We start from the raw sequence: 23090 nt of genomic DNA, 5'->3' as shown, positions 1-23090 counted from the left end.
ATCCCTTCCTCCATCAATCAATATTTTGTTTAGCGAATTTATTTGCCCCTATTAGTAAAAAAATCACCGAAATCACAATACCAGTAACCCAAGGACGATACTCGAATTGAACCTGAACCGTTTGTGTTATGAAATTCATTAAATTATCGTCTAATAGTGTACTTGGTGCATATAGATATAGTTCATTTATTCCTGAAATCGATCGGAGTAGTATCCGAAATAGGTCACCTGAAAATAGGAAGAGGAATAGCAACAAGATGAAGATATAGACATCGCCGACCTTTACCATCTTAAGCACATGGATGACAATAAATCCACTAACCACAATCGGTACCATATTGAAACAAGCTATTAGGAAATTCCTGACTGCTTCTTCCTCACTGGCCAACAGGCTCTCACCCAATACAATTGTTAAGGCTAGACCAATCACACATAGTAACAGAAAATACATGGATGTTAGAATGAGCTTCGACCAAAAGACGGTGTTCCGAGAACTACCGAAGGATACAGATTGTTTAATGATAGCCGTATCTTTACCAGTAAGTGCCGAATTAAAGATGAATCCTATGATCATAATTAGGAGTCCACCACTAATGACGTTTGAATAAAAAAACATACTAGTTGCGTATGGAAAATCTGGATCTGAATTTGGAAGAAGGTATAAAACAGCCGCAGCTGCAACAATTAAGAATAACCCAATAACCCCTGTAATATAAGGTCCTTTTTTGTGTAGTAAACGATAATGTTCGCTCTTCATGTAATTTATCATTTTTCTTTGTCCTCCACTAATCCTAAGAAATACTCTTCTAAATTCAGTGCTTCGAAACGAAACTCCATCACTAACACACCATTGGTAGTTAAGAGACGATTAATCTCTCCACCTTCTTCTATATGGTTTTGAATGGTAATACTATGATTAGGAAGTACTTTATATTGAATATCTGGATAGGCTTGCTCTAACAATTGGGCTGTTTTGGCGGTATTATTGACCTTAAGCCGAATTTGCTTTTTACTTTTTTCATCTAAATCCTCTTTACGTAAATCATCGACAATAACACCATTCTTAATAAAGACAAAACGCGTAGCTAATAATTGTAATTCACTTAAAATATGGCTGGAAATTAAAATGGTTATTTGTTTTTCTTCATTTAGCTTCAATAATAACTGACGAATCTCCATAATGCCCTCAGCATCTAAACCATTAATAGGCTCATCTAGAACTAAACAATCTGGACTACTTAGAAGACAAAGGGCTATACCAAGTCGCTGCTTCATCCCCATTGAATAATCTTTAAACCGTTTCTTCTTTTCATTGGCTAAACCAACAATTTGTAAGACTTCATAAATCCTCTTTTTCTCAACGACCCCTCGTTGAATTCGAAAATACTCAAGATTTTGAGTGGCTGTAAAATCAGGAAAAACTCAGGTGTCTCGATCATAAAACCCATTCTCTTTTGTGCTGTGGTCATTTCTTTGCCTGATTTCCCAAATAAGTGAATGTCTCCTGAAGTAGGAATGAATTGGCCTGAAAGCATTTTAAAAAACGTCGATTTGCCCGCACCATTCTTTCCGATTAGTGCACAAATTTCCCCTTGCTGTAATGAGAAATTAAGCGGTTTGATAATTTCATCTTCTTTAAAGGCTTTCGTCAAATGAAATGTTTGAATAATGGTATCCATCTTGTAGACTCCTTCGCTAAAATTCTTATTATACTTAGTCTAGCTTAGGTGTCTTTAATATCCCTTAAGCAAAACATAAAGAAATCATAAAGAATTCAAATGAGCATGAAGCCTACACCCCAAATTGTTCTTATATACTCATCAGAAGTGATTTCTGCTATTTTCTTACGAAGATTTGAAACATGAACACTAATCGTATTGTCATCGCCCAAGTAGGTCCGTTTCCACGTTCTTTCGTAAATCTCACTTTTGGAAAAGGCACGCTCAGGATAACTAATGAATAAGGACAGGATATCAAATTCTGCATTCGTTAATTGTAGCTCGTTTCCTTCTAAGGAGACAGATCGCTTTTCTGGATTAATTTTCAGTCCACGCCATACTTTCACTGGAGCTTGTGATAAATGACTACTTGATTTTCGTAATTGAACTTCAACTCTTGCAATAACCTCTTTTTGATGAAAGGGCTTGGTTATATAATCATCGGCCCCATTTTCAATACTTGAACTTTACTTTCAATGTCAACCTTGGCGGAGATAACTATAATTGGGATGTTGCTATCTTCTCTAATCTCTTTGATTAATTCTTCCCCACTTTTTCCTGGTAACATTAAATCTAATAAAATTAAGTCATATGTATCATTCTGAAGCTGCAACAGACCTTCTGTACCAGAATAAGCCACAACGGAATCTATCCCTACATTTGTCAAAATCACACTTAATAGTCGACTAATTTCTTGATCATCTTCTATGATTAAAATTCTTTTATCTTCATTCACAATTATCAGACCCCTTGGTTCGATCTTATTGATTAAATCTCATTATAGCGTATTTCCTTGACTTAAATGGATCTTCATGCGGTTTGAAATGTTGAATGAATGAAAAAAGAATTGTTTTTCGCTCGTTATGTAGGAGGATGGAGAGGATAATGGTTTTGTAAATATATTCAAATAGGCTCAACTACAAAAACTTTTACGAATTTACTATTATCTAAGTTAGTCTTAAATAGCCAAATAGCTTTAGACGAGCCAATATCAACATACAAACCAGAATATAAAAACGCACTATCATATAACGGAAAAGAAGTGACATTTCGACATTTGTCTACACATCGCTCTGGCCTCCCTAGAGAAGATATAAAAATATTACGCAAACGAATAAGTGAACATAAGGACGAGAAAGACAATCCTTATAAATATTATACAGATCAAGATTTGCATTAATTTTTATAGATTTTGATTTAAGAAAAGAAATCGATAAAAAATGGAAATACTCAAACGTCGCAATTGGTTTACTGGGAAATGTATTAGCCGAAATAGTAGGATTAACCTATGAAGAAGCTATTACGTCACATATTTTGCACCCGCTCGGTATGAAGAATACATTTGTAACAGGAAATGAAGAACAACATTCACGATATATATCAGCATATAACAAAAAAGGTGAAAGAATCCCGCCATTTTTACTCCCCGCCATTAGTAGTACAGGTGGATTAAAAAGTACAATGAATGATATGCTTCAATACTTAGAACATCAAATGGGCATCCTAGATAGTCCTTTAAAAGAAGAAATTGAATGTACCCATGAATTTCAAGCAAAAACACCATGGAAAAATTATAATATGGGATTAGGTTGGTTAATTGCAGAGAAAAAATGGAGTGACTATCCAGTTATATATCATGATGGTAAAACGACTGGCTTTCATACGTATTGTGGTTTTATCAAAGAAAAACAAATCGGTATTGTAGTTTCTTCAACTATTCAATTAAAAAACATAAGGTTGATTCAAATTCTATTAAATCTTAGTAGAGTGGTAAACGAGGATATAGCAGAATCAATATTTAAACATAACTTAAATAAGCCGGGATAAAAATAATAATGTCATAAGTTAGTTCTTGTTTCTAAAAACTCTTCCTTCTACTATGTCTAGTTAAAACAAACAATGGGCGATGGTGATGAACAACTATTAATTCATGACCCAACGGGTGTTATAGTATGCAGAATAACTTACACACTTTCTTGACATGCCCCTCAAAAGCAATTGATGCATACATTTCCTTTTACAATTATGAAAGATATCAACAACGATTAAACGGCCTTAGCCTATTGAATATAGAGCTAAAGCCGCTTAAATCATTTTCTGAATATCCACTGTCTATTTAACAGGGGGCCGTTCAGATCAATTACTGTCTTTTCCTATTTCTTAATCTTCTACTAAAATAATTTCACCGTTTAGAGTGACTTCCTCTTCTATGAAAATTAAGTTATTTTCTTCTGATTGCTTAAGGGTTATTTCCTCTTGATTAATAATACTTTCTTGCTCTTCTTTAAAGGATTGAGATTCATTTGATCGTTCCACAGAATCTAGTGGAGTGCTCTGTTCTAAATGTTCTTGAGATTCTTTTCCTAAACTTTCTAATGGTACTAAATTGACGTCTTGTTGACTATAATTGTTTGATACTCTCGGTGTGTTCTCATGAGCCAAAACAGAACTTGCCATCCCAATAAAAGCAATAGAAATGAAAATAGCAGTAGAAAGAATAGTGATAGGTTTACTTCCCGCTTTCACTTTTAAAATGTTCGTCAATCTACTTTTTAAATTTCTTTGCCCAGCTGCAAAAGTTACCCCTAGAAAATCAAATTCTGAATCCTGATTTGCCCTATGCATGATATTTAATATCGTTTCTCCATACTTTTTTCTCTCCGCGTGAGACATTCTTATGACAACATCCTCATCACAAGAAAGTTCACTCCATTTCGTCAATTCCTTTTGTAAGACATAAATTAAAGGATTATACCAATGTAGAATCATTGCAAGTAACATAGCTTGTTTTACCCATAAGTCTTTTTTCTTAAAGTGCGTTAATTCATGTTTAATAATCATGTCTAATTCATCATCTGGAATATCATACATCGGTAATACGATTGTTGGTTTAACAACACCAACTAAAATAGGACTTATATTTACTTGACAGAACGTCAATTTTATATTGGTTTGAAGGTTCATTTCTTTTATATTTTTGCTCAGAAGAGATTGTGCGAAATGATCGTTTGGTATGGATACATAGTTTGCTTTTAACTTTTTAATAAATGTTTGATGTACATAGTAAACTCGCAAACTCGCTATAACCGTGCCTACCAACCAGATAGCAAATAATATTTGAATGACTAATAACGGTAACGATAGACTAGTTTCATTAATAGAATAATGACTTAAAGAATAGAACAGCGTCTCTTCTTGTTTAACTGAAGGGAATAATTTAAACAGTAAAAAAATCGGGACAAGGAATAAAAAAAGAGATAGCATTCTATTCCAATAGTGCCACTTGGCACTGAACATGCCCTTTGAAAGATAGGTACTCAAGCAAGAAAATAATAGAATACCACTTCCGGCAACGGATAAAGCAATGAATATACTTACCCACTCATTCATTATCACACCTACTTATCTGAAAACCATTTTTTTAGTTCATCTAATTCGTTAGAAGTAACCTTGTCATCGTAAAGGGTTGCTAAAAAATTCTTAACTGATCCTTGATACATTGTATCTAATAGACTTTGTGCTTCTTTTTTCTTGTATTCTTTTAACGATAGGCAAGGGGTGTACGTATTTGATCGGCCTTCCCGTTTTACAGATAACAAGCCTTTATCAACAAGTCTGGATAAAAAGGTGGCAATCGTTTGACCCTTCCATTCTTTACCTTCCTTTTCTGAAAAAAAGTCTAATAATTCACTTGATTTAACTGGGTGATTCATCTTCCAAATCACTTGCATTAATTTCATTTCTGTTTCAGATAAACTTTGAAATTTAGACAAAATATTCATCTCCTGTAAAATTTTATATTTACAATCCAATCACTACAGTGCTATAGTTCATATTATACTACAAGTTAGTAGTATTAATCAATGAACCTTTGCACTTTTATCGATAGGAAAGGAGAGTTGTTCCATATGATGTAAGGAATAGTATCTACATTGACATTTAAAATAAGAACGAGATAAAGGAGAAATTTAGCGTGAATATACGATTACTTTTTAAGTGTGGATTTTTACTAATGATTTGTCTTCTTATCATCACAGGCTGCTTCAAAGAGAACTCAGAGGAAGAGGGACAAGTTACAAATACTGATTTGAATAATAATCCATTTGAATTGGATGAGGAAGAAACAGTTATTTTGGGCTCAATTTTTCATGGATATCGTAACTTAGAGTTTGATGATAATGAAGAGGTACTTCCTTTATCCTATGATGGAGATGAATTAGTATTAGATTACTATGTCCAGGCAGAAGGAAAAGCTACCAATGTTGGTTTTCTAGTGTATGTGGATGGGATTGCACAACCTTACAAGCTAAATACGGCAAATTCTGATTATCAATATATGCACATTCTTGATTTAGAAGAAGAAAACAAAGATACACCACTTCAGTTTATATTTACACCTATCACTGGTAAGAAGGGAGAGACTGTTAACGTAACCACTACTAGCATATATAACCCAGCATTTATTCCCGACATGAAAGAAACAACATCCTATGGTGGTTACCATGATCGATTAGAAGTAACACGTCCATTAGTCTTTCAAGAAAATCCGGACCCTATAGATTCAGCTAGTCTGACGAGTGAGGTATTAAACGATGTTCGTCTATCGATTGAACCAGTGACAGAAGATTTAATGGATAAACTAGGTGGAGGAGTGATAGCGATTGATTCAGAAATGCTAGAGGTAGATGTGTTTAGTATGGTAGATATAGAAACGAAACCAGACGTAGAGACGACCTTCCAAATAAATGATCAAGAAAAACTACATGTGACGTTTAAGATAGTTGGCCATCCAGGGGTAATCTATCAGAATACATTTTACCTAAATCATCAAGCACTCTCTAATCAAGAAGGAGAGACCTCATTTCAAACAGAGCTAACTAAAGGGGATGTTTCTGTCATTGATGTGGAGCTTGATGTGGGGAAATTGGATGATTTCAGTACATTTTATGTTGTTTCAACACCTGTGAACTCTGAAGACTTTTATGATGACGGGGTTTCATCTCTGAAAACACCATCCTTACTATTATATAAATGAATGGAGAATAAGTGATGAACGCTAAATTTATTATCTCTGTAACCATCTTACTTCTATTTTTCATCGTAGGATGTACTAATCAAGAGAAGGAAGAAGAGCAAGAGAATATAGAAGATACTTCTAATCAATCGGCAGAAAAAGTAGATTCAGCTCTTGCTTCTCCCCCTCCTGTTGAGACTTTTAAAGATTTAAATCAAGTAAAAGGAGATATACGGAATGTGCATTATGCGGAAAATGGACATATTTTAATATCAGCTGAGAGTTTATATTTATTCGATGTAACGGCAGAGAATATAATAGCAGAAGTTTCACAGGAAGAAGCTGAAACTGAAAAAATTTGGATTGTTGAAAATGGATATGTTGCGATCAGAGAAACTCTTAATGACAGTACAGAAATGCTAGGAGGAACAGCTCAATATCAGGTCATATTTTATAATGATGAGCTCGAAGTTGTTTCGGAGTTTGACTTGCAACAGTTGATAGATGAAGAGGATTTGTTTTTGTCCTTACAGGAAATTTCTTTCAGTAAAGATGGGACAAAGATGAGTTATGCGACACACTTAGGGTTATATCTTTATGACTTTGCGACAAAGCAGAAGACGAAAGTAGTTGATTTGACATTGGAGGATATGGAGGCACGTTCTTATATAGCAGCATTTGAACAAATCGGTTTTATTCGTGATGAAACACAGATCGCTTTTAAAGCACAAACCTTGCCAACACAACTTGATCAACCTTCTTTTGACACTTGTGGAATAGTCGATATAGATGGTTCTAATTTGTTTAATCGGACATTCGATGAATATACTTGCAAGCGATTGACAGCTTATGATGAATTGCTGTTATTAGCAGAAGACCCTGTGGTTGCCTCAGGTAGATTACTGGTAATGATGAATGAGACTGAAGAGACAACGATACATACCTTAATAGAGAAAGAAGAAAGCGGCACGATATCAGGATCAGATAAAGGAGCGTATTTTGCCACATCCATTATAAATAACAATGATTTTACGATTCGTATTTACCAAACAGAAGATGGACAATTAGTAGGTGAGCAACAAGTTACTGCAGATGAGAATGGTCTCTATCTCTCCCATGATCCGATTGTAAAGGTCTTAGACGATACGAAGACTGTCATCGTTTTACTAGGTTCCAAACGAGAGGATATTGAAACGAAGATGTTGATTAGTCATTTTTAAACTTGTTACTTTACATGAAGGGAGAGTTCGCTAATGAAGGTATCGTTTAAAGAGATTTCCAAACAGTATAAGAACAAAAACGCCTTGAAAAACTTTACTTCTGATTTGGAAAACGGTATCTATGGTTTATTAGGAGAAAATGGAGCTGGAAAAACAACGTTAATTAATATCTTTGTTGGCATTTTAAAAAGTGACCAAGGCCAAATATTAATTGACGATGTTGATATAAAAAATCTCGGAATTGATTTTTTATCTCGTATTGGCTATTTACCACAGTACCCACAGTTTTATAAGCATTTTAAAGTAATCGAGTTTTTGCGATATATGTCGTCATTAAAAGGGATTCCAAAAGAACAAGGAGAAAAGAGGGCAAGAGAGTTACTGCAAACGGTTAATCTCAGTGAAGCAACTCATATGAAAATTGGTGCATTATCTGGAGGAATGCGACAACGAGTTGGTATCGCTCAAGCTATGCTGAATGACCCTGATATTTTAATTTTGGATGAACCAACGGCTGGACTTGATCCTCAAGAAAGGATTCGTTTCCGTAATTTAATTACGAAGTTTTCAAAAAATCGGGTTGTATTGTTAGCAACCCATATTGTTTCAGATATTGAGCATGTAGCGAATCAAGTTATTTTACTAAAAAAAGGAGAACTTCTCAAACAAGGGACTCCTCAGACACTTACTGATGAGATAAAAGGCAAAGTATGGTCTATCACAGTGACAGATGAATTACTAGAAGAAAAACTTGATCTAAAAATTAGCAGCATGATGAGAGAGGATGATGGTATTCATTTAAGAGTTATTGCAGATGAAAAGCCAGATATCCATGCGGTCAATGTGAGACCGAACTTAGAGGATGTATTTTTGTATCATTCTAGTGAGGGCGAAAAATGGTAAAATTAATTTATTTTGAATGGCAGAAACATTTCTTGAAAAAGTCTTTAGTTATCGTGATTATCTGTTTTAGTTTAATAAATATCATCAAAATATATACTGAGTATCATGAAAATTCCTTGCTATCCTCAAAAACGAACCCAGGGTGGAGTGAATTGTATTGGGAAATGTATGAGAAATTTAGCGGTATGATGACAGATGAAAAGGTTGAAGAACTGATGTCTATCTATAAACCACTAGAACAACAAACAGCAGAGAAGACAGCCAGTACAGAAACTAATAACCCGAACACATATACCGGAAATATATATAACGATCATTTATTTTTCCAATGGAATTTTGTTAATCCAATGGAATATGCCTACATGTATAAACATTATGCAGCTAATGTCGTAAGGAATACGGAAGAAAACTTAGTATTTTTTGAATCGGTGGGAAATGAATATGAATATAAAAAAATAGGATTATCATGGATCGGTTTGATGGAAGAAAGATCGAAACGTTTCCTATACGGAAATGTTCCAATACTATATTCACTATGACTTTTCTGCTTTTCTTGTTTTATTGATATGTTTATATGCTTTAATGAGTGTATTTATAACTGAAAAGGAAACAGAAATGGATATGCTTTTGTTGACTACAAAAGCAGGAGGATGGAAAACGACTTTCGCGAAATTACTTTCTGCTTTCTTCTTTGTCTGTCTCATCTCTTTTTGGTTTGGGCTAATTGATTTTTGTCGCGTTTGCTAGTTTTTTTTGGTTCATTAGAAGCTGTTTTTTTCTCCAGTTTATGCGATTGAAAACTTTGTGAATACGTCCATCAATATAAGTTTATGGGGATATGTATTTATATCATGGATGGTAAAAACGCTAGGAATTCTAGTACTTTCAATCTTCTTTTTATTCGTTTCTCTTTTCTTTAAAAATGCCTTATTTCCTTTTGTAGTTAGTTTATTTCTTACATTTGGATTGATTTATTTTCAAGAGGCATACATGGGTTCAGAGCGAATTATGCTAAAGGTTATGAATCCCTTTTCTTTAGTTGTTCATCGAGAATTATTTAGTAAAACAGAATTTGTGAACATAATAGGCTTTCCTATACTTAGTTACACAGCAGCAATATGTATGGCAATCGTATGGGGAATCATTTCTTTATTCGGTATCCTCACATTTCAGAAAAAAATACTATGTGCCGGATGGGAGTGAAGTAGCTTGTCCATATTAGGTTATGAGATGAAAAAAATGTTTCTTTATCAAAAAGGATGGTTATGGATTAGCATCTATTTTGTTATTAGTTTAGCAGTTCTTCTCCTTTTTGACACACCGAAAAATCTAGCTATGGAAATGAACGCTTCTTCGTATCAATATTACTTGGATTTAGTCCGTGGTCCGCAAACAGAAGAAGCAGAACAACTCTTCGCAAATGAAGCAATGAATATTTCGGAAGCTCGGGTAACGTTGACAAAAGTATATGATCATTATTATGACGGGAAAATTTCGGAAGAAGAATTACATGTTACGACCCATTCATTAGAAAAGATTGTAGAGAATGAACGAGGTTTCCAACTTATTTTGATCAATATATGTATGTGCGTGAAAATCCAGAGAACCGATATTATTTATCTACAAATGGCTGGGACGGTCTATTATCTACAGATCAACTAGACTTTGCTTTACTGCTGTTGTTACTAGTATTAGTGACACCTGTATTTTGTATGGAATATTCTAGTGAAATGAACTCTCTTCATTTAACATTAAGCAAGGGTACAAGAGTTCATGCTGTATCTAAAATATTGTTAGTATTCATCACCGTTATCGTGATTTCAATCTTATCGGCAATGTTGAAATACGGATTCTTTAATATGAAGTATGGCCTAGAGAATGGAGACTTTCCTATTCAAAGTTTATCTTACTTTGGGACATCTCCAAAAAATCTTTCATTAATTTCAACATTTCTTTGGTCAACAGGTTTAAAGATATTCGGTAATCTGAGTTTTGCCATGTTGATTATGCTGTTTTCCGTATGGACAAAGAAATATGCATTAACGCTATTTTCTTCAACTGTCGTCATTTTGCTTCCTTATTATATATTTACGCTGGAATCTTCGAAATATTTTTTACCAGGACCATTGGGTTTTATGCTTTCTACTGGTTTTTTTAGAGGAAGTGAATATGAGTATAACCTACTTACTGAGCAGATGGATCTAATATTATTTAAAGAGGTCACGATGACTACTATGTTTATCTTATTAGCTATTACGTTTTGTGTAGGCGTTTGTGCTTGGGTAATGATTCTCAATTGTCATACGAATGCATGGCTAGTAAGGAACGCCGTTATAAGTTGGAATCTTCCTATAGATTGTTTTTCCTGTGTATTGTTGTCGCTAGTCTTGTAGGATGTGATACATCCAATGAAGCTACGAATAACAATGATATTTTTAACTCGATTTCTAGACAAACGTTTGAAAATGAGTCCTATTTTTTTTATATAGATGAAACAGATTTGGATGATATTCGACCTGTATTTGAAAGTAAAGAAACAGGAGAAATAAAAAACCTGATGATAAGTCCTTTATCATCGTTAACCAATGTGGAACACTACATATATGGAAATGGCCCGTTTGTCTATTATATGAAAATGGATTATGATAAGTCAGGCTTTTATAAGGAAACAAATCGTCTTTCTATAATCGAAGTGGATACAAGAACTTTTGAGGAAACGGTTATTTATGAGGAAAATACGAATATGGTGAGAGATAGTTTTTTAGGATTGCATACGACAGATAGTATTGACTTTTTAGGCATCACATCCTTTTTTGTGGATAAAACAAATATCTATTTGGTAATAGATGATAATCAAATAAGACGAATCAATCGTTTAACAGGAAAAAAAGATGATATTATTCAATCTGCTTCTGTATTCAGTAACGTTGCTTACGATGGCAAGTTTATTTATTATCTTAGTGATACTTATCAAATTGTAAAATACGATACACAAACGGAGAATGAGATCGTTATTCCTGATGTGATAACAACTCATTTTTTCTTGACGGATACCGAATTACTTTATGTGAATCGTCAAGACAGCCATCGGATTTATGCGATGGATTTAAATGATTCCACAGTCCAAAAAATTTCAAATAATCCTGTGTGGAGTTTTACTTATAACAATCAATATATTTATTATACAAGCAAATTAGATAATGAACAGTATCGAATTAATAGAGACGGAGAAAATGAAACTCTTATAAATCAGGATAAGGAATAAACTGCTAACCAATAATAGTTAGGGGATTTCTGTACTTTTTCATTGAGAGTACGGTCTTTGCCAGGAGGAGCAGTTGAAGCAAAAGAAACCCTGAAAGAAGCAGCTATTAGAGAAGTTAAAGAAGAGACAGGTTATGATGTTACAGTTAGCGATATTATTGCAGTTAATGAAGCATTTATGAACAGTAATCATGTGTATTTTATTACGTTTCAAGGTCAAATTTTGAAATCACCTGAAGTAATTCCAGCAGAAGAAAATATTCTTAAAGTTGAATGGGTAGATTTGGAGGAAGTAGATCGATTAATACCGTATCTTCCTGAAGGTGTATCTAAGTTAATTAGAAGATCTGGAGCAAGATATACATTGCAAAAATAATGGTATGTTGAACGAACCGTTAGCATTCTACAATAAAGGATGCTTTTTTAATCCTATAAAAAGGAAATTAATGCTAAACTAAAGAGGCTGTTTAGTATAAATAGTAGGAGGAACATAAAGATGAATTGTATTTTCTGTAAGATTGTTAATAGAGAAGCTCCAGCAGAAATTATATATGAAGATAAAGATGTTATTGCCTTTTACGGGTTGCATTTTAGTGCCCCAGTCCATGCGTTAGTTATTCCGAAAAAACATATCGAAAACATCATGGACATAAAAGAGGACGATGTAAGAATTTTATATAAAATTCATCATGGATTAAAAGAAGTTGCAAAAATATTGGGTGTAAGTCGTGATGGTTTTAGAGTAATTACGAATACGGGAAAACATGGACAACAAGAAGTTTACCATATGCATTATCATATAATTGGAGGTCGCCAATTAAACTGGGAAATGTAATTAACTCACTGTTCAAACTAGAACTAACGGTCAAATTATGTTGAAGTGTATGTTGATTTTATATAAATAGAAACGCAAAGGTTTATTATGATGAAGTGATCGTCTTGGGAGAATTGCACAATTCATCATATATAGTAGAATGCTTTTACACTACTTTCCTTTATTGCTAAAATAACAGAGTGGAGACGTTTTGGAAGGGGATAAAGATTATAATGTGGAATAGCTTGTAGTGATTAGGAGTTGGATAGATTTTTTTGTCCTCGTTGATGAGGGTTATTTGCTATCTATAATCATTCAAGGACGGCATTAATTGGCTTCAATATCCCTTTCTAATGAACAGATACTTTCGTTATGTGTCTGACTTTTGTAGTGGGAAATGACATCTCCTATTGTTGTTATGAATGCGTCCTTCATTTGGAGGAATATGTATGAATCAATTATTAGAAAAAGTAGCAGTTGTTACAGGTGTTAGTCGTCTTAATGGGATTGGTGCTGCTATTTGTAAGGAGTTAGCTGAAGCAGGGTATCATATCTTTTTTACTTATTGGACGGAATATGATAAACAGATGCCGTGGAGCATTCACTTAGATGAACCATTGAAACTTAAAGAGGAATTAATGGAAAAAGGGGTCAAGGTTTCATGTATGGAAATAGATTTAACCCAATTTGATGCACCAGAACAACTATTTAATAGAGTAAAAGAACAACTTGGTTATCCTCATATTTTGATTAATAACGCAGCATATTCAACGAACAATGATTATTCAAATGTGACTGCAGAAGTATTAGATAAACATTACATGGTCAATATACGAGCTACAACATTATTAAGTAGTTTATTTGCACGAGGGTTTGACAAGAAATCTGGTGGAAGAATAGTCAATCTTACCTCAGGTCAGTTTCAAGGGCCAATGCCTGGTGAACTAGCGTATGCAACGACAAAGGGTGCCATTGATGCCCTAACAATAACTTTGTCGGCTGAAGTAGCCCCTTTAGGCATAACAGTCAATGCAATCAATCCAGGCCCTACTGATACTGGATGGATGACAGATGAAATAAAAACGCAGTTAAGACCATTATTTCCTTTTGGTAGGATAGGAGAACCGAACGATGTAGCAAAAACAATTAAATTCTTAGTGAGTGAAGATGCAGACTGGATAACAGGACAGATCATTCACTCAGAAGGTGGATTTAAAAGATAACATGATTAGCTTTTTTTGCATTCAACATTACTAATAACGGTGAAGTTTGTCGGTCGTTATTTTAGACATAAGTGAGCAAGGTAACACAGGAAATAACAAACGCCGTGCAGTATCATTTTCATTATGGGAGGTGGGGAATGGATTTTATTCAAAACCTGCAAACAGCGGTTGAGTATATTGAGGATTATATTTTAGAGCCAATTACTTATGAAGATGTAGCAAAGCATCTTCATCTATCAAGCTTTCATTTTCATCGAACATTTAGTATTGTGACGGGAATGACAGTGAATGAGTATATCCGAAACCGAAGATTATCTATGGCTGGACAGGAATTATCGGTATCTAATATAAAGGTAATCGATGTTGCTTTAAAATATGGGTATGAATCCCCAGAGAGCTTCACTAAAGCATTTTCAAGGTTCCACGGTATTACTCCAAATCTGGCTAAACGTGCAGGGGCGAAATTAAAATCCTTTAACCGTCTTCTCATTAAAATCAAAGTAGAGGGTGGTACTGTGTTGGACTACAGAATTGAATCGAGAGAAGAATTTACGTTATTGGCTAAAGTAAAAAAGTTTAAGTTTAGAAATGAGACTGCTTCAGAGAATGAGGCTAATGAAATTCCGAATTTTTGGGAAGAGTCGAAAAGCGATGGGACGTTTTCTATTTTAGGGCAACATGCAGTAAATAACGAAATGTACGGATTATGTGCTCCTATATCTAAGGGAAGTAAGTATTTTAATTATGGCATAGGGATGGCATATGCTGGCGGGTCCATACCTGATGGGTTCACAGAATGGAAAGTCGAACCTACTTTATGGGCCGTATTTAAATGTGTAGGCGACACTCCAGATTGTATCGCTGAAACGTGGGATAGAATATTTAAAGAATTTCTTCCAGGTTCCGAATATCAAATGCTCGATGATATGGACTTTGAATTATACTCTGATAAATTTCAGCCGGAGGTTTTTTGTGAAATTTGGATACCTGTAAAGAAAAAACAGTAGATTTAACGGTATGAATGCTAAATGTTGTTAGGTAGAAAAATAATAGTAAGCAAACGGTACGTTAATGAGATAATGATGATTATAAACTTAGAGAGGAACATTCTCTAAGTTTTTTTGTATGTCCACTTTTCTTATCATATACACGACCAAGTTAAATTTTATCTGCTGTCAAAGCAGGTGTATTAGCTTTACTTGTTGAAGTAATTGACAGGTATTTTAGAAAAAAGTTGATAATTGTCACTTGAATTAAAAATTGTTAATGAATTGGAGGACTATAAATGCAACATGAAGCGAATACGAAAATGGAGAAGAGGCAGCCTTTATTCATTGTACGGGTCAAGTGGATCGGGTAAAACTTCCAATTATGAAATACCTAAACTGTCGGTAGCTACATAATTTGAGGATCTGTACCAGAAATAGCACAAACCAAGATGGATACGTCCATAAAATGATGTAGAAAAATATAAATGTTGGAGGTTTAAAAATGAGTAATTTTATAAAAAATGTTCTAAAGATTAAACATCATGGAAGGGAAATCTATGGCGTTTCCTACATGCCGAATAATGGGAAAAAGAGTCCTGTCGTTATCTTCAGCCATGGTTTTAACGGAACGAATGCCGACTTTGCTATGAATAGTGAATATTTAGCATCCAATGGAGTGGGGGCATTTTGCTTTGACTTTTGCGGGGGGTCTGTTCATACGAAAAGTGATCTAAAGACTACTGAAATGTCTATATTTACAGAGAAAGAGGATCTATGTGCTGTTATTGATACGGTAAGAGATTGGGAGAATGTTGATCGCGATAATATCTTTCTCTTTGGGGGTAGTCAAGGAGGTTTGGTAACAGCCCTAGCTGCGGAAGAATATATTGATTACATTAAAGGGATTCTATTATTATTTCCTGCATTCGGTATCCCGGATAACTGGAATGAAAAATTCCCAACACTTGATAGTATCCCCGACACATGGGAGATTTGGGGAGTAACATTGGGGAGAATATTCTTTGAATCTATTCACGGGTATAATGTTTTTGAACATATTGGGAAATACGATAAAAATGTGTTGATTTTTCATGGTGATCAGGATGAAATTGTATCACTTGAATATGGAAAGAGAGCAGCAAAGCTGTATCCTCATGCTAGAATTGAAGTATTTCCGGGAGAGGGACATGGTTTTTCAGAAGCTGGTAATGCTAAAGTAGCTGAGATGACATATGAATTTGTTAAATCAAATATTTGAAAGCGATATCAAATGGTAGAACATCTAGGATTACTAGGATAGTTCAGTTCAAAAGTCCTATTTCCAAATGTGTTTTATATTGATATATTCTAGATACTACATATTATAACATTTAACTACATATTTTTCCTTGTTTACAACGTACGATAATGGCAAACCCATTGAAAAGTGGGGACGCAAAGCTACAGGGGCTAAGGTGGATAAGTTCCATGATGCCAGCCAGTTACCGAATACGACGGAAACCTCCGTCTTATCCTCTAAGATTGGAGGTTTTTTGGGTTTTTTCGAATAGTAAGTTTTTCGGAAAATTGGTTATTCAAGGATCTATTCCCAAACTAAACAAACCTCTTTAAAAGATGAAATGAACAAATAACGGTAGATTCTAATGGCTGAGTTCCTACTTAATTAATTCAGCTAGAGAAGAATCAACTTGTTGGATGTCAACAAAGAAATAGAATATTAAAACCGGCAGTTTTATTTAGGATGGCCGCCAATCTATTGTTTAATTTGGTTTTTGAGTTTGTCTTTTATCGATCACAAATCTCATAAAGGCTAAACTGTAATACGGCGATTCTTCAACAATAATATTCGGGGTCTGACTATTTTTTCGAAAGCGAGATTCTAAAGATAATATAAAAATGTCAACATATCTCGTTAATAATTCCAGTAATACTTGTTTCAACCAAATATAAAATTATGCAGAGCAGGTGAAGGAACAATGGAAAAAATGTTGTTTGTAACAGACTTATATTATGAAGCGAAAGGCTCACGAGTTTATTGTGAAGAAGACATCTACCTTACTTCTCAGCTTAGAAAGGATTTCCAAGTGGTCATTTGCCATCCAGAAGACACCGAAATGTTTGAAAAAAACTTTGACTTAATTGTATTTCGAAATGCAGGTCCGGTTATATATTACAAGGATAAATATCAAGCATTTCGGAATAGAATACGCTCTAATCATTTAAGAACGTACAATTCTCTCAATGGGAAAGGGGATATGAATGGGAAAGAGTATCTTATTGAGTTAACAGAAGCCGGTTATCCTGTAATTCCTACTACTGACAATCTGGATGATTTAGATAATCTTCCTACTGTAGAAACGTACATTATAAAACCGAAAGACGGAGCAGATTCAATAGGTTTTGAGTATGTCTCTAGAAATAAGCTTAATGATAAAGTGGATTCAAATAAAAAAAACACTTTAATACAGCCATTTATCAACTTTGAATATGAGGTCTCTTTCTACTTTATTGACAAAGAATTTCAATATGCACTTTATGCACCAAACAAGAATAAAAGATGGGAATTAAAAGAGTATGTACCACCGCACAGGATCTATCTTTTGCCCAAAGTTTTATTGAATGGAACAATCTTGACTGGGGAATTGAACGAGTGGATGCTTGTCGAACTAATAATGGAGACCTTTTATTAGTCGAACATGAAGATCTCAATCCATATTTGTCTCTATCTATGTTAGCACCAGATAAACGTAATAGTTTTGTAGAAACACTGAAAAAGTCATTAATAAAAGTACTTGAATCTAATTAAAACAGTAACATTTACTATTTAAAGATTTGATATATGCAAAAACGGTTTTCTGTCATTGAAATTATTTCTACTTGATTCGATTAACAGATATGAACAATAAACTAATATGTTAGGTGGTTTTTGTGTGAATATAACTGTATCTAATAGAATGAGGTTTTTCCAGCCATCAATTTTTAGTGAATTGGCAACTTATAAACAGCAGAAGCTTGCTGAAGGGGCGCCAATCATTGATTTAAGTATTGGGAGCCCTGACTTAGCACCTCCATCTTTTATCACAGAAACGTTAGCTGAAGAGGTTCTGAAATCTGATCAGTATGGATATGCAATTACAGGAACAAATGATTTTAATCATGCTGTTTCTACTTATTATGAAAGAAAGTATCAAGTGGAATTAAATCCAGATAAAGAAGTTTTACTTGTGATGGGGTCTCATGATGGACTTGTACATTTTCCAATGGTGTTTGCAAATCCTGGTGATATCATTTTAGTACCAGATCCGGGATATACAGGATACGCTGCTGGAATTGCACTAGCTGGAGCAGAGCCATATTTAATGCCCTTAAAAAAAGAAAATAACTTTTTGCCTGACCTTACAGTGATTCCAGAGGATATTGCTAGTCAAGCGAAGGTGATGATACTAAACTTTCCTGGTAATCCTGTTCCTTCATTAGCGAGTAAGGAATATCTAGCAGAGGTTGTAGCCTTTGCAAAAAAATATAATATTATAGTGCTTCATGACTATGTCTACTCTGGAGTTTATTTTGATGAAAATAAATCGGTGAGCTTTTTATCGATTGAGGGTGCCAAAGAGGTTGGAGTTGAATTGTTTTCCTTTTCCAAAAATTACAATATGGCTGGTAGTCGAATTGGATATTTGGCAGGTAACGAAAAAGTTGTAAAAGCCATGTATCAATTGAAAAGTAATTTAGATTATGGAGTATTCTTACCAATTCAGCATACAGCAATTCAAGCATTGGAAAAAGGTGAAGAGTTTAGTGAAACAACTCGAAAAATATATCAGGAAAGACGAAATCTATTGGTGAATGGCTTGAATGAAATAGGCTGGGAAGTAATGAAGCCTGATGCAGGAATGTTTATTTGGGCTGAAATACCTAAAGGGTGGACATCTTATGAATTTACATATGCATTAATTGATCAGGCAAATGTCGTTGTTACCCCAGGTGATGCTTTTGGGCCAAATGGTGAAGGATATGTAAGAATAGCATTGGTTCAAAGCCTAGAAAAAATAAAGAAGGCGATTTCAAATATTAAAGAAGCAAACATAATTAACTATAAGAGCAAAAAAAGTTCTTAGCCAGTCAATTGAGAACGAATGATCACCTTGGGCTGAACATTCATAATTTATGAAACTATTTCTATAAAAAAAAATATGAATATAAACGTTATTACTATCGTGGAGCAGTTTAGTTTAAAAGGCTTACAGCCGTAGAGCAAACCACCCGTTGTCACGGGTGGTTTTATTTATGGAGATGGCACTTCATTTTGTATTGAAATTTTTCAAATTCGAGGTAATGATGTATAATAAGAACGAGTGTTCTTAGAAGGTGTGGAGGAGATACTAAGTGAAGCAGAATGACTTAATAATCTTAAATTTTGAAGAAATTAGACGTCGGAGTATAATAGTATGGAAAGCAATACCAAGTGTGATGCTCGATTGGAAACCAGATGAAGAGGCAATGACTTGTGCTGAGATGATTAGACATATATTGGAAGGTGAGTTTTATTACCACCAAATTCTTATAGGAAAGAGTAGTAAAGTATTAACGGATGTATCCAATCCTTATGATCAAAAAAAATTTACAACAGTAGAAGATGATCTAGCCTTTTCCAAACCGTATCGTGAACAATTCATTAGTTACATAAAGACAATCGAACCTAGTGATTTAGAAAACATTAAAATAGACCGATCGGATGTCGGGTATGTTAGAACACTTGGCGATATGCTATTGCGTATTGCTTATCATGAATCTGTTCACACAGGTCAATTGTTAGATTATATGAGAACGATAAATATTGATAGACCACGAATATGGGATTAAATATTTTAATTAATTAAGATCATTCATGAAACTGCAACGAATTCCTTGCATGGAATAGGAATACTAGAACGTATTAATTAGCCACTACTATTGGTCAATAGGTTTAATTATTAGAAAGAAGGAACATTTATGACTCAATATGTTTACATAGCTTCCCCAATGAGATTGCCTGAAGGTACATTCGGTGAAAATCCTGTATCGTCTGATCAACCACATGTCTTTAGAAATGAATTGGATTTCACACATTTATATTTTGAAAGTAATTATGACAGTCAATTAAAACGGAGATTCTCATATAGTCCGCATTTTTCATATAAACAACAAGTGGCAACATCCTCTAATCATATTCCCTTACACAATCAATTAAGAGGAACTGCAGAAGAAGAAAAATGCTTAACGATATTATACAATTATCTTGAAAAAGCCATTCAAAATAGTGGATTTATTGAGTATTTTACTTGTTTGAACGGTAAAGAAGACTTGGTTCTTTCAAAAAAGAGATCCGTTCATTGGACGGATATAAAACCTTATGACTTAGTAATAGAAGACCGTGAATTTCTGGAGATTACTTATTGGAAACAAAATGATTATTATACGAGCGGGTAGCGTTTCTGCAACAGCAGCAGGAACGCTATTTGACAATTGAGCACTGTACTAGATTTGATTGGAGGCAGTTAAGAGTTATATATGTTTCATAAATGAAGGAGGTTTACTACATGAAATACAATACGATTCTATTCGATGTTGATGATACATTATTTGACTTCGGTATTTCAGAGGAAATGGCATTGAGTAAAACATTTATGGAGTTTGAATTACCTAGAGGTTTGGCAGATTATCATGCTAGTTATAAACAAATCAGTAAGGTATTATGGCAAGAGTTGGAGCAAGGGAATAAAACCTTGCCAGAATTAGGGGTGGAAAGGTTTAATAGATTATTCAATAAGCATAGGATAAATATTAATCCAGAAAAGTTTAGCAATAGCTATCTCAAAAATTTGGGGGAAGAAGTCCACCCGATAGAGGGAGCCGAAGAGTTGTGTCAGTCTTTAAGCAATTTTCGACTAGCGATTATAACAAACGGATTTGCGACGGTACAAAGATCAAGAATTGAGCTTTCACCTTTCACAAACGTATTTGAGCATATTATTACTTCTGAGGAGGCAGGAGCTCAAAAGCCAACAAAGGAAATTTTTGAATATGCTTTTTCGAAACTACTTCTTACTGATAAATCTAAGGTTTTGATTGTTGGAGATTCTTTAAGCTCTGATATACAGGGGGGGAATAATTTCGGAATTAGCACTTGTTGGTTTAATTCTAAAGGAAAGGAAAATGACAGTGGGATTAAACCGACTTATGAAATTAGTAAGTTAACTGATCTTACGAAGATTTTAGCATTATAATAAAATAGAGTATTCTATTGCGAGAAAACTCGTTGAAACGGATGTTAGAATTACATGGTACAGCTAATAAGTAATGCTCGCGAGAGAATTCTCTCCATTAGAGGATTTTCTCTCGCGAAACAGCTTAGGTATTACAAGATGTGTGTTTAAATATCAGGTATTAAATAAATGGGTGGTGACGTTTTTGAATAAGTCCTTTTGGATCCCACTATTCGCTTCATTCGGATCAATGATATTACTTTATGTAATTGGCTTTATGGCTAATATAGATTTTCTTATATTTAAAATGACGCTTTCCTATACTGAAATTTCATTCATCCCAATTATCGTTGGGCTATTGATAGGATTAATAATTGAACGAATGTTAAAAAGACAAATCTCAAAGAATGATTATTAACGGATAGCTCAGTTTTAATAGGATAGCACGAGTAATAGTATTGAAACGTCGGAGGTGTTCTTCATGGATCTTACTGTTTACCTTTTTTTATTATGTTCTCTGATCATTTCTACTATCTGTACAATTTGGTTCTATAAAAAGACTGCTAGTAAATGGCTAGGAGTAATCATAGGTTTTGGTATAAATACAGTTCTGTTAACGATAGCGACTGTTATCTTTTATAAAGTTGATCATTTCAAAGGAGTAGAGGGGTTATTTGCTAGTTTAGGAATTCTTATATTTGCTTTTTTTATACCTATCATTACTTGTATTAACTTTTATATCCTAGAAATGGTCAAACATAAAATTGTCTATAAGCACTAAGTGTTTATCGTATTTAGATCTTGGAGTATATGAATCTATAAATAGTATTTTCACTAACCTTCAATATTCATTACTTGATATTACTTCGAATCACGATACTGGAATTTGTACTGAAAGGAATAAACCTCTTCATCAGTTTTGAATGAATATCGATCCCATATACTCGAATTGGTAATGGTTTCGTCAGTTTCCAAGAGTAGTAGCTCTCTAGGTTTTATTGTTATCAAATTCGACTCTATCGTTTTTAACTCATTTTGTTCTTCATTAAAAGCACGTATGATAAACTGAACTTCTTTTGTTTCATCCAAATTGTTTTTAATAAAAAATTGATTATCATATCGCATGTTTGTACAATTTCTAGCACGTAGACAATCCGGTTCAGAACGAACTAGTGCAATGGAAAACTCTGCCTCCTCATCACTAGATACAGTATCAATGGCATCATGTAATGCTAAAACATAGTCAATCTTTTCTGCCAGTGGCATAAACCAGAGCAAAAATACGAAGATAGTCACACCTAATACGCCAATAAATTTCCAAACTGTCGAGCTATTATGTAACTCTTTCGGCACATTATTTTTCCGACAGATAATAGTTACGACGATATTAACTAAGGCAATAATCCCAAGGAAAATTCCAATAACAAGAAATGCTATCATGCTGTCGTTACTACTTAGGAACAAAGGGAGATCATAGGTGCTTAATAAATAAAACTGCCCGATAACACTTCCCACCATTAGCATTATCGCAATAAGGAGCGGGAGCTTCCAATTGATTTTATCTCGTTTACCATTCTTCACATCAATAAATGACCATCCTATTAGCATAAATGGAAAAGTAAAAAGAAAAATGAATAATACAATCATAATTTCCTCCTAAATAAATGAATTAAAATTTGGAACTATAACAGTGGTTC

The 23090-nt window shown here is 34.0% G+C and carries 27 protein-coding genes, 1 pseudogene and 1 riboswitch; of the genes and pseudogenes, 21 read left to right on the top strand and 7 right to left on the bottom strand.

The features are described from left to right. Positions 1-13 precede the first annotated feature (13 nt). The 4 genes and pseudogenes from JCM19034_RS10805 to JCM19034_RS24925 form a co-directional block, all read right to left on the bottom strand. Positions 14-769 carry an ABC transporter permease gene (locus JCM19034_RS10805; RefSeq protein ID WP_062049642.1) on the bottom strand — a complete coding sequence of 252 codons (756 nt, stop codon included), beginning with the start codon at positions 767-769 and terminating at the stop codon, positions 14-16. Then, positions 766-1679 (bottom strand): annotated as a pseudogene (locus JCM19034_RS10800) (ATP-binding cassette domain-containing protein). Before JCM19034_RS10800 ends, JCM19034_RS10805 begins: the two are co-directional and overlap by 4 nt. Positions 1680-1774: 95 nt before the next feature. Beyond that, positions 1775-2065, bottom strand: coding sequence for a winged helix-turn-helix domain-containing protein (locus JCM19034_RS24930; protein ID WP_370621894.1), 291 nt, complete (start codon positions 2063-2065; stop codon positions 1775-1777). A gap of 83 nt (positions 2066-2148) precedes the next feature. Then, positions 2149-2454, bottom strand: a complete 306-nt coding sequence (locus JCM19034_RS24925) for a response regulator transcription factor (protein WP_370621893.1) — start codon at positions 2452-2454, stop codon at positions 2149-2151. A 165-nt stretch (positions 2455-2619) separates the two neighbouring features. Here JCM19034_RS24925 and JCM19034_RS24920 point away from each other — a divergent pair, with 165 nt between their 5' ends. From JCM19034_RS24920 to JCM19034_RS24915, 3 genes are all read left to right on the top strand, one after another. After that, positions 2620-2898 (top strand): serine hydrolase, encoded by a 279-nt coding sequence (locus JCM19034_RS24920; RefSeq protein WP_082393979.1) that lies wholly within the window; start codon positions 2620-2622, stop codon positions 2896-2898. Next, positions 2871-3545, top strand: a complete 675-nt coding sequence (locus JCM19034_RS10790; protein WP_082393977.1) for a serine hydrolase — start codon at positions 2871-2873, stop codon at positions 3543-3545. The genes JCM19034_RS24920 and JCM19034_RS10790 overlap by 28 nt, the downstream gene beginning before the upstream one ends. A gap of 125 nt (positions 3546-3670) precedes the next feature. Then, positions 3671-3838: an IS3 family transposase gene (locus tag JCM19034_RS24915; protein ID WP_370621892.1), complete on the top strand. Its 168-nt coding sequence runs from the start codon at positions 3671-3673 to the stop codon at positions 3836-3838. A 40-nt stretch (positions 3839-3878) separates the two neighbouring features. Here the strand turns inward: JCM19034_RS24915 and JCM19034_RS10785 are convergent, their stop codons facing one another. Next, positions 3879-5108 carry a M56 family metallopeptidase gene (locus JCM19034_RS10785; protein ID WP_062049637.1) on the bottom strand — a complete coding sequence of 410 codons (1230 nt, stop codon included), beginning with the start codon at positions 5106-5108 and terminating at the stop codon, positions 3879-3881. A gap of 8 nt (positions 5109-5116) precedes the next feature. Further along, complete coding sequence (locus JCM19034_RS10780) at positions 5117-5500, bottom strand: BlaI/MecI/CopY family transcriptional regulator (protein ID WP_370621900.1); 384 nt, start codon at positions 5498-5500, stop codon at positions 5117-5119. Between the two features lie 191 nt (positions 5501-5691). Between JCM19034_RS10780 and JCM19034_RS10775 the strand changes: the two genes are divergently transcribed. From JCM19034_RS10775 to JCM19034_RS10685, 18 genes are all read left to right on the top strand, one after another. After that, on the top strand, positions 5692-6753 hold the full coding sequence (locus JCM19034_RS10775; RefSeq protein WP_156323957.1) for a beta-glucanase/beta-glucan synthetase: 1062 nt from the start codon (positions 5692-5694) through the stop codon (positions 6751-6753). Between the two features lie 14 nt (positions 6754-6767). Beyond that, positions 6768-7952, top strand: a complete 1185-nt coding sequence (locus tag JCM19034_RS10770) for a hypothetical protein (RefSeq protein WP_062049632.1) — start codon at positions 6768-6770, stop codon at positions 7950-7952. 33 nt (positions 7953-7985) lie between these two features. Beyond that, positions 7986-8855 carry an ABC transporter ATP-binding protein gene (locus JCM19034_RS10765; protein ID WP_062049630.1) on the top strand — a complete coding sequence of 290 codons (870 nt, stop codon included), beginning with the start codon at positions 7986-7988 and terminating at the stop codon, positions 8853-8855. Continuing rightward, positions 8849-9394 (top strand): hypothetical protein, encoded by a 546-nt coding sequence (locus JCM19034_RS10760; protein ID WP_062049628.1) that lies wholly within the window; start codon positions 8849-8851, stop codon positions 9392-9394. The genes JCM19034_RS10765 and JCM19034_RS10760 overlap by 7 nt, the downstream gene beginning before the upstream one ends. Before the next feature lie 670 nt (positions 9395-10064). Beyond that, positions 10065-10517, top strand: coding sequence for a hypothetical protein (locus JCM19034_RS23175; protein ID WP_062049623.1), 453 nt, complete (start codon positions 10065-10067; stop codon positions 10515-10517). A gap of 616 nt (positions 10518-11133) precedes the next feature. Then, complete coding sequence (locus tag JCM19034_RS23170; RefSeq protein WP_062049621.1) at positions 11134-12120, top strand: DUF5050 domain-containing protein; 987 nt, start codon at positions 11134-11136, stop codon at positions 12118-12120. A 57-nt stretch (positions 12121-12177) separates the two neighbouring features. Beyond that, a complete protein-coding gene (locus tag JCM19034_RS21770) occupies positions 12178-12495 on the top strand; it encodes an NUDIX domain-containing protein (protein WP_062049619.1) in 318 nt (105 codons plus the stop codon). A gap of 120 nt (positions 12496-12615) precedes the next feature. After that, on the top strand, positions 12616-12954 hold the full coding sequence (locus JCM19034_RS10735; RefSeq protein ID WP_062049618.1) for an HIT domain-containing protein: 339 nt from the start codon (positions 12616-12618) through the stop codon (positions 12952-12954). 428 nt (positions 12955-13382) lie between these two features. Further along, positions 13383-14156 carry an SDR family oxidoreductase gene (locus JCM19034_RS10730; RefSeq protein WP_156323954.1) on the top strand — a complete coding sequence of 258 codons (774 nt, stop codon included), beginning with the start codon at positions 13383-13385 and terminating at the stop codon, positions 14154-14156. Positions 14157-14293: 137 nt separating this feature from the next. Then, positions 14294-15163: an AraC family transcriptional regulator gene (locus JCM19034_RS10725; RefSeq protein ID WP_062049613.1), complete on the top strand. Its 870-nt coding sequence runs from the start codon at positions 14294-14296 to the stop codon at positions 15161-15163. Positions 15164-15647: 484 nt separating this feature from the next. Further along, the gene (locus JCM19034_RS10720) at positions 15648-16403 is read left to right on the top strand and encodes a S9 family peptidase (protein WP_197276394.1); all 756 of its coding nucleotides are present in this window, start codon (positions 15648-15650) and stop codon (positions 16401-16403) included. A 141-nt stretch (positions 16404-16544) separates the two neighbouring features. After that, a riboswitch (cyclic di-GMP riboswitch) is annotated at positions 16545-16634 on the top strand. Positions 16635-17121: 487 nt separating this feature from the next. Next, a complete protein-coding gene (locus tag JCM19034_RS10715) occupies positions 17122-17835 on the top strand; it encodes a hypothetical protein (RefSeq protein ID WP_231686915.1) in 714 nt (237 codons plus the stop codon). Positions 17836-18075: 240 nt separating this feature from the next. After that, the gene (locus JCM19034_RS10710; protein WP_156323953.1) at positions 18076-19266 is read left to right on the top strand and encodes an LL-diaminopimelate aminotransferase; all 1191 of its coding nucleotides are present in this window, start codon (positions 18076-18078) and stop codon (positions 19264-19266) included. Positions 19267-19534: 268 nt separating this feature from the next. Further along, positions 19535-20011, top strand: a complete 477-nt coding sequence (locus tag JCM19034_RS10705) for a DinB family protein (protein ID WP_062049611.1) — start codon at positions 19535-19537, stop codon at positions 20009-20011. A gap of 129 nt (positions 20012-20140) precedes the next feature. Next, complete coding sequence (locus JCM19034_RS10700) at positions 20141-20617, top strand: hypothetical protein (protein ID WP_062049609.1); 477 nt, start codon at positions 20141-20143, stop codon at positions 20615-20617. A gap of 110 nt (positions 20618-20727) precedes the next feature. Further along, positions 20728-21414 (top strand): YjjG family noncanonical pyrimidine nucleotidase, encoded by a 687-nt coding sequence (locus tag JCM19034_RS10695; RefSeq protein WP_062049607.1) that lies wholly within the window; start codon positions 20728-20730, stop codon positions 21412-21414. 184 nt (positions 21415-21598) lie between these two features. After that, positions 21599-21811, top strand: a complete 213-nt coding sequence (locus JCM19034_RS10690; protein WP_062049604.1) for a hypothetical protein — start codon at positions 21599-21601, stop codon at positions 21809-21811. Positions 21812-21874: 63 nt separating this feature from the next. Further along, a complete protein-coding gene (locus JCM19034_RS10685) occupies positions 21875-22174 on the top strand; it encodes a hypothetical protein (RefSeq protein ID WP_062049602.1) in 300 nt (99 codons plus the stop codon). Positions 22175-22254: 80 nt separating this feature from the next. Here JCM19034_RS10685 and JCM19034_RS10680 read toward each other — a convergent pair whose 3' ends face one another. Beyond that, a complete protein-coding gene (locus JCM19034_RS10680; protein ID WP_062049600.1) occupies positions 22255-23040 on the bottom strand; it encodes a hypothetical protein in 786 nt (261 codons plus the stop codon). Positions 23041-23090 lie beyond the last annotated feature (50 nt).

Origin of the sequence: Bacillus sp. JCM 19034 (genome assembly GCF_001310635.1) — a bacterium.
In the GTDB taxonomy this organism is placed as follows: domain Bacteria; phylum Bacillota; class Bacilli; order Bacillales; family Bacillaceae_D; genus Halalkalibacter.
The sequence above is the reverse complement of the archived record's forward strand: the minus strand, read 5'-3'. Positions and strand labels throughout refer to the sequence as shown.

What these genes read in the sequence shown, in the direction of transcription:
- JCM19034_RS10805 (WP_062049642.1), bottom strand. Translation starts at nt 769, where the DNA reads ATGATAAATTACATGAAGAGCGAACATTATCGTTTACTACACAAAAAA.
- JCM19034_RS24915 (WP_370621892.1), top strand. Translation starts at nt 3,671, where the DNA reads ATGCAGAATAACTTACACACTTTCTTGACATGCCCCTCAAAAGCAATT.
- JCM19034_RS10785 (WP_062049637.1), bottom strand. Translation starts at nt 5,108, where the DNA reads ATGAATGAGTGGGTAAGTATATTCATTGCTTTATCCGTTGCCGGAAGT.
- JCM19034_RS10780 (WP_370621900.1), bottom strand. Translation starts at nt 5,500, where the DNA reads ATGAATATTTTGTCTAAATTTCAAAGTTTATCTGAAACAGAAATGAAA.
- JCM19034_RS10770 (WP_062049632.1), top strand. Translation starts at nt 6,768, where the DNA reads ATGAACGCTAAATTTATTATCTCTGTAACCATCTTACTTCTATTTTTC.
- JCM19034_RS10765 (WP_062049630.1), top strand. Translation starts at nt 7,986, where the DNA reads ATGAAGGTATCGTTTAAAGAGATTTCCAAACAGTATAAGAACAAAAAC.
- JCM19034_RS10760 (WP_062049628.1), top strand. Translation starts at nt 8,849, where the DNA reads ATGGTAAAATTAATTTATTTTGAATGGCAGAAACATTTCTTGAAAAAG.
- JCM19034_RS10735 (WP_062049618.1), top strand. Translation starts at nt 12,616, where the DNA reads ATGAATTGTATTTTCTGTAAGATTGTTAATAGAGAAGCTCCAGCAGAA.
- JCM19034_RS10730 (WP_156323954.1), top strand. Translation starts at nt 13,383, where the DNA reads ATGAATCAATTATTAGAAAAAGTAGCAGTTGTTACAGGTGTTAGTCGT.
- JCM19034_RS10725 (WP_062049613.1), top strand. Translation starts at nt 14,294, where the DNA reads ATGGATTTTATTCAAAACCTGCAAACAGCGGTTGAGTATATTGAGGAT.
- JCM19034_RS10720 (WP_197276394.1), top strand. Translation starts at nt 15,648, where the DNA reads ATGAGTAATTTTATAAAAAATGTTCTAAAGATTAAACATCATGGAAGG.
- JCM19034_RS10715 (WP_231686915.1), top strand. Translation starts at nt 17,122, where the DNA reads ATGGAAAAAATGTTGTTTGTAACAGACTTATATTATGAAGCGAAAGGC.
- JCM19034_RS10700 (WP_062049609.1), top strand. Translation starts at nt 20,141, where the DNA reads ATGACTCAATATGTTTACATAGCTTCCCCAATGAGATTGCCTGAAGGT.
- JCM19034_RS10695 (WP_062049607.1), top strand. Translation starts at nt 20,728, where the DNA reads ATGAAATACAATACGATTCTATTCGATGTTGATGATACATTATTTGAC.
- JCM19034_RS10685 (WP_062049602.1), top strand. Translation starts at nt 21,875, where the DNA reads ATGGATCTTACTGTTTACCTTTTTTTATTATGTTCTCTGATCATTTCT.
- JCM19034_RS10680 (WP_062049600.1), bottom strand. Translation starts at nt 23,040, where the DNA reads ATGATTGTATTATTCATTTTTCTTTTTACTTTTCCATTTATGCTAATA.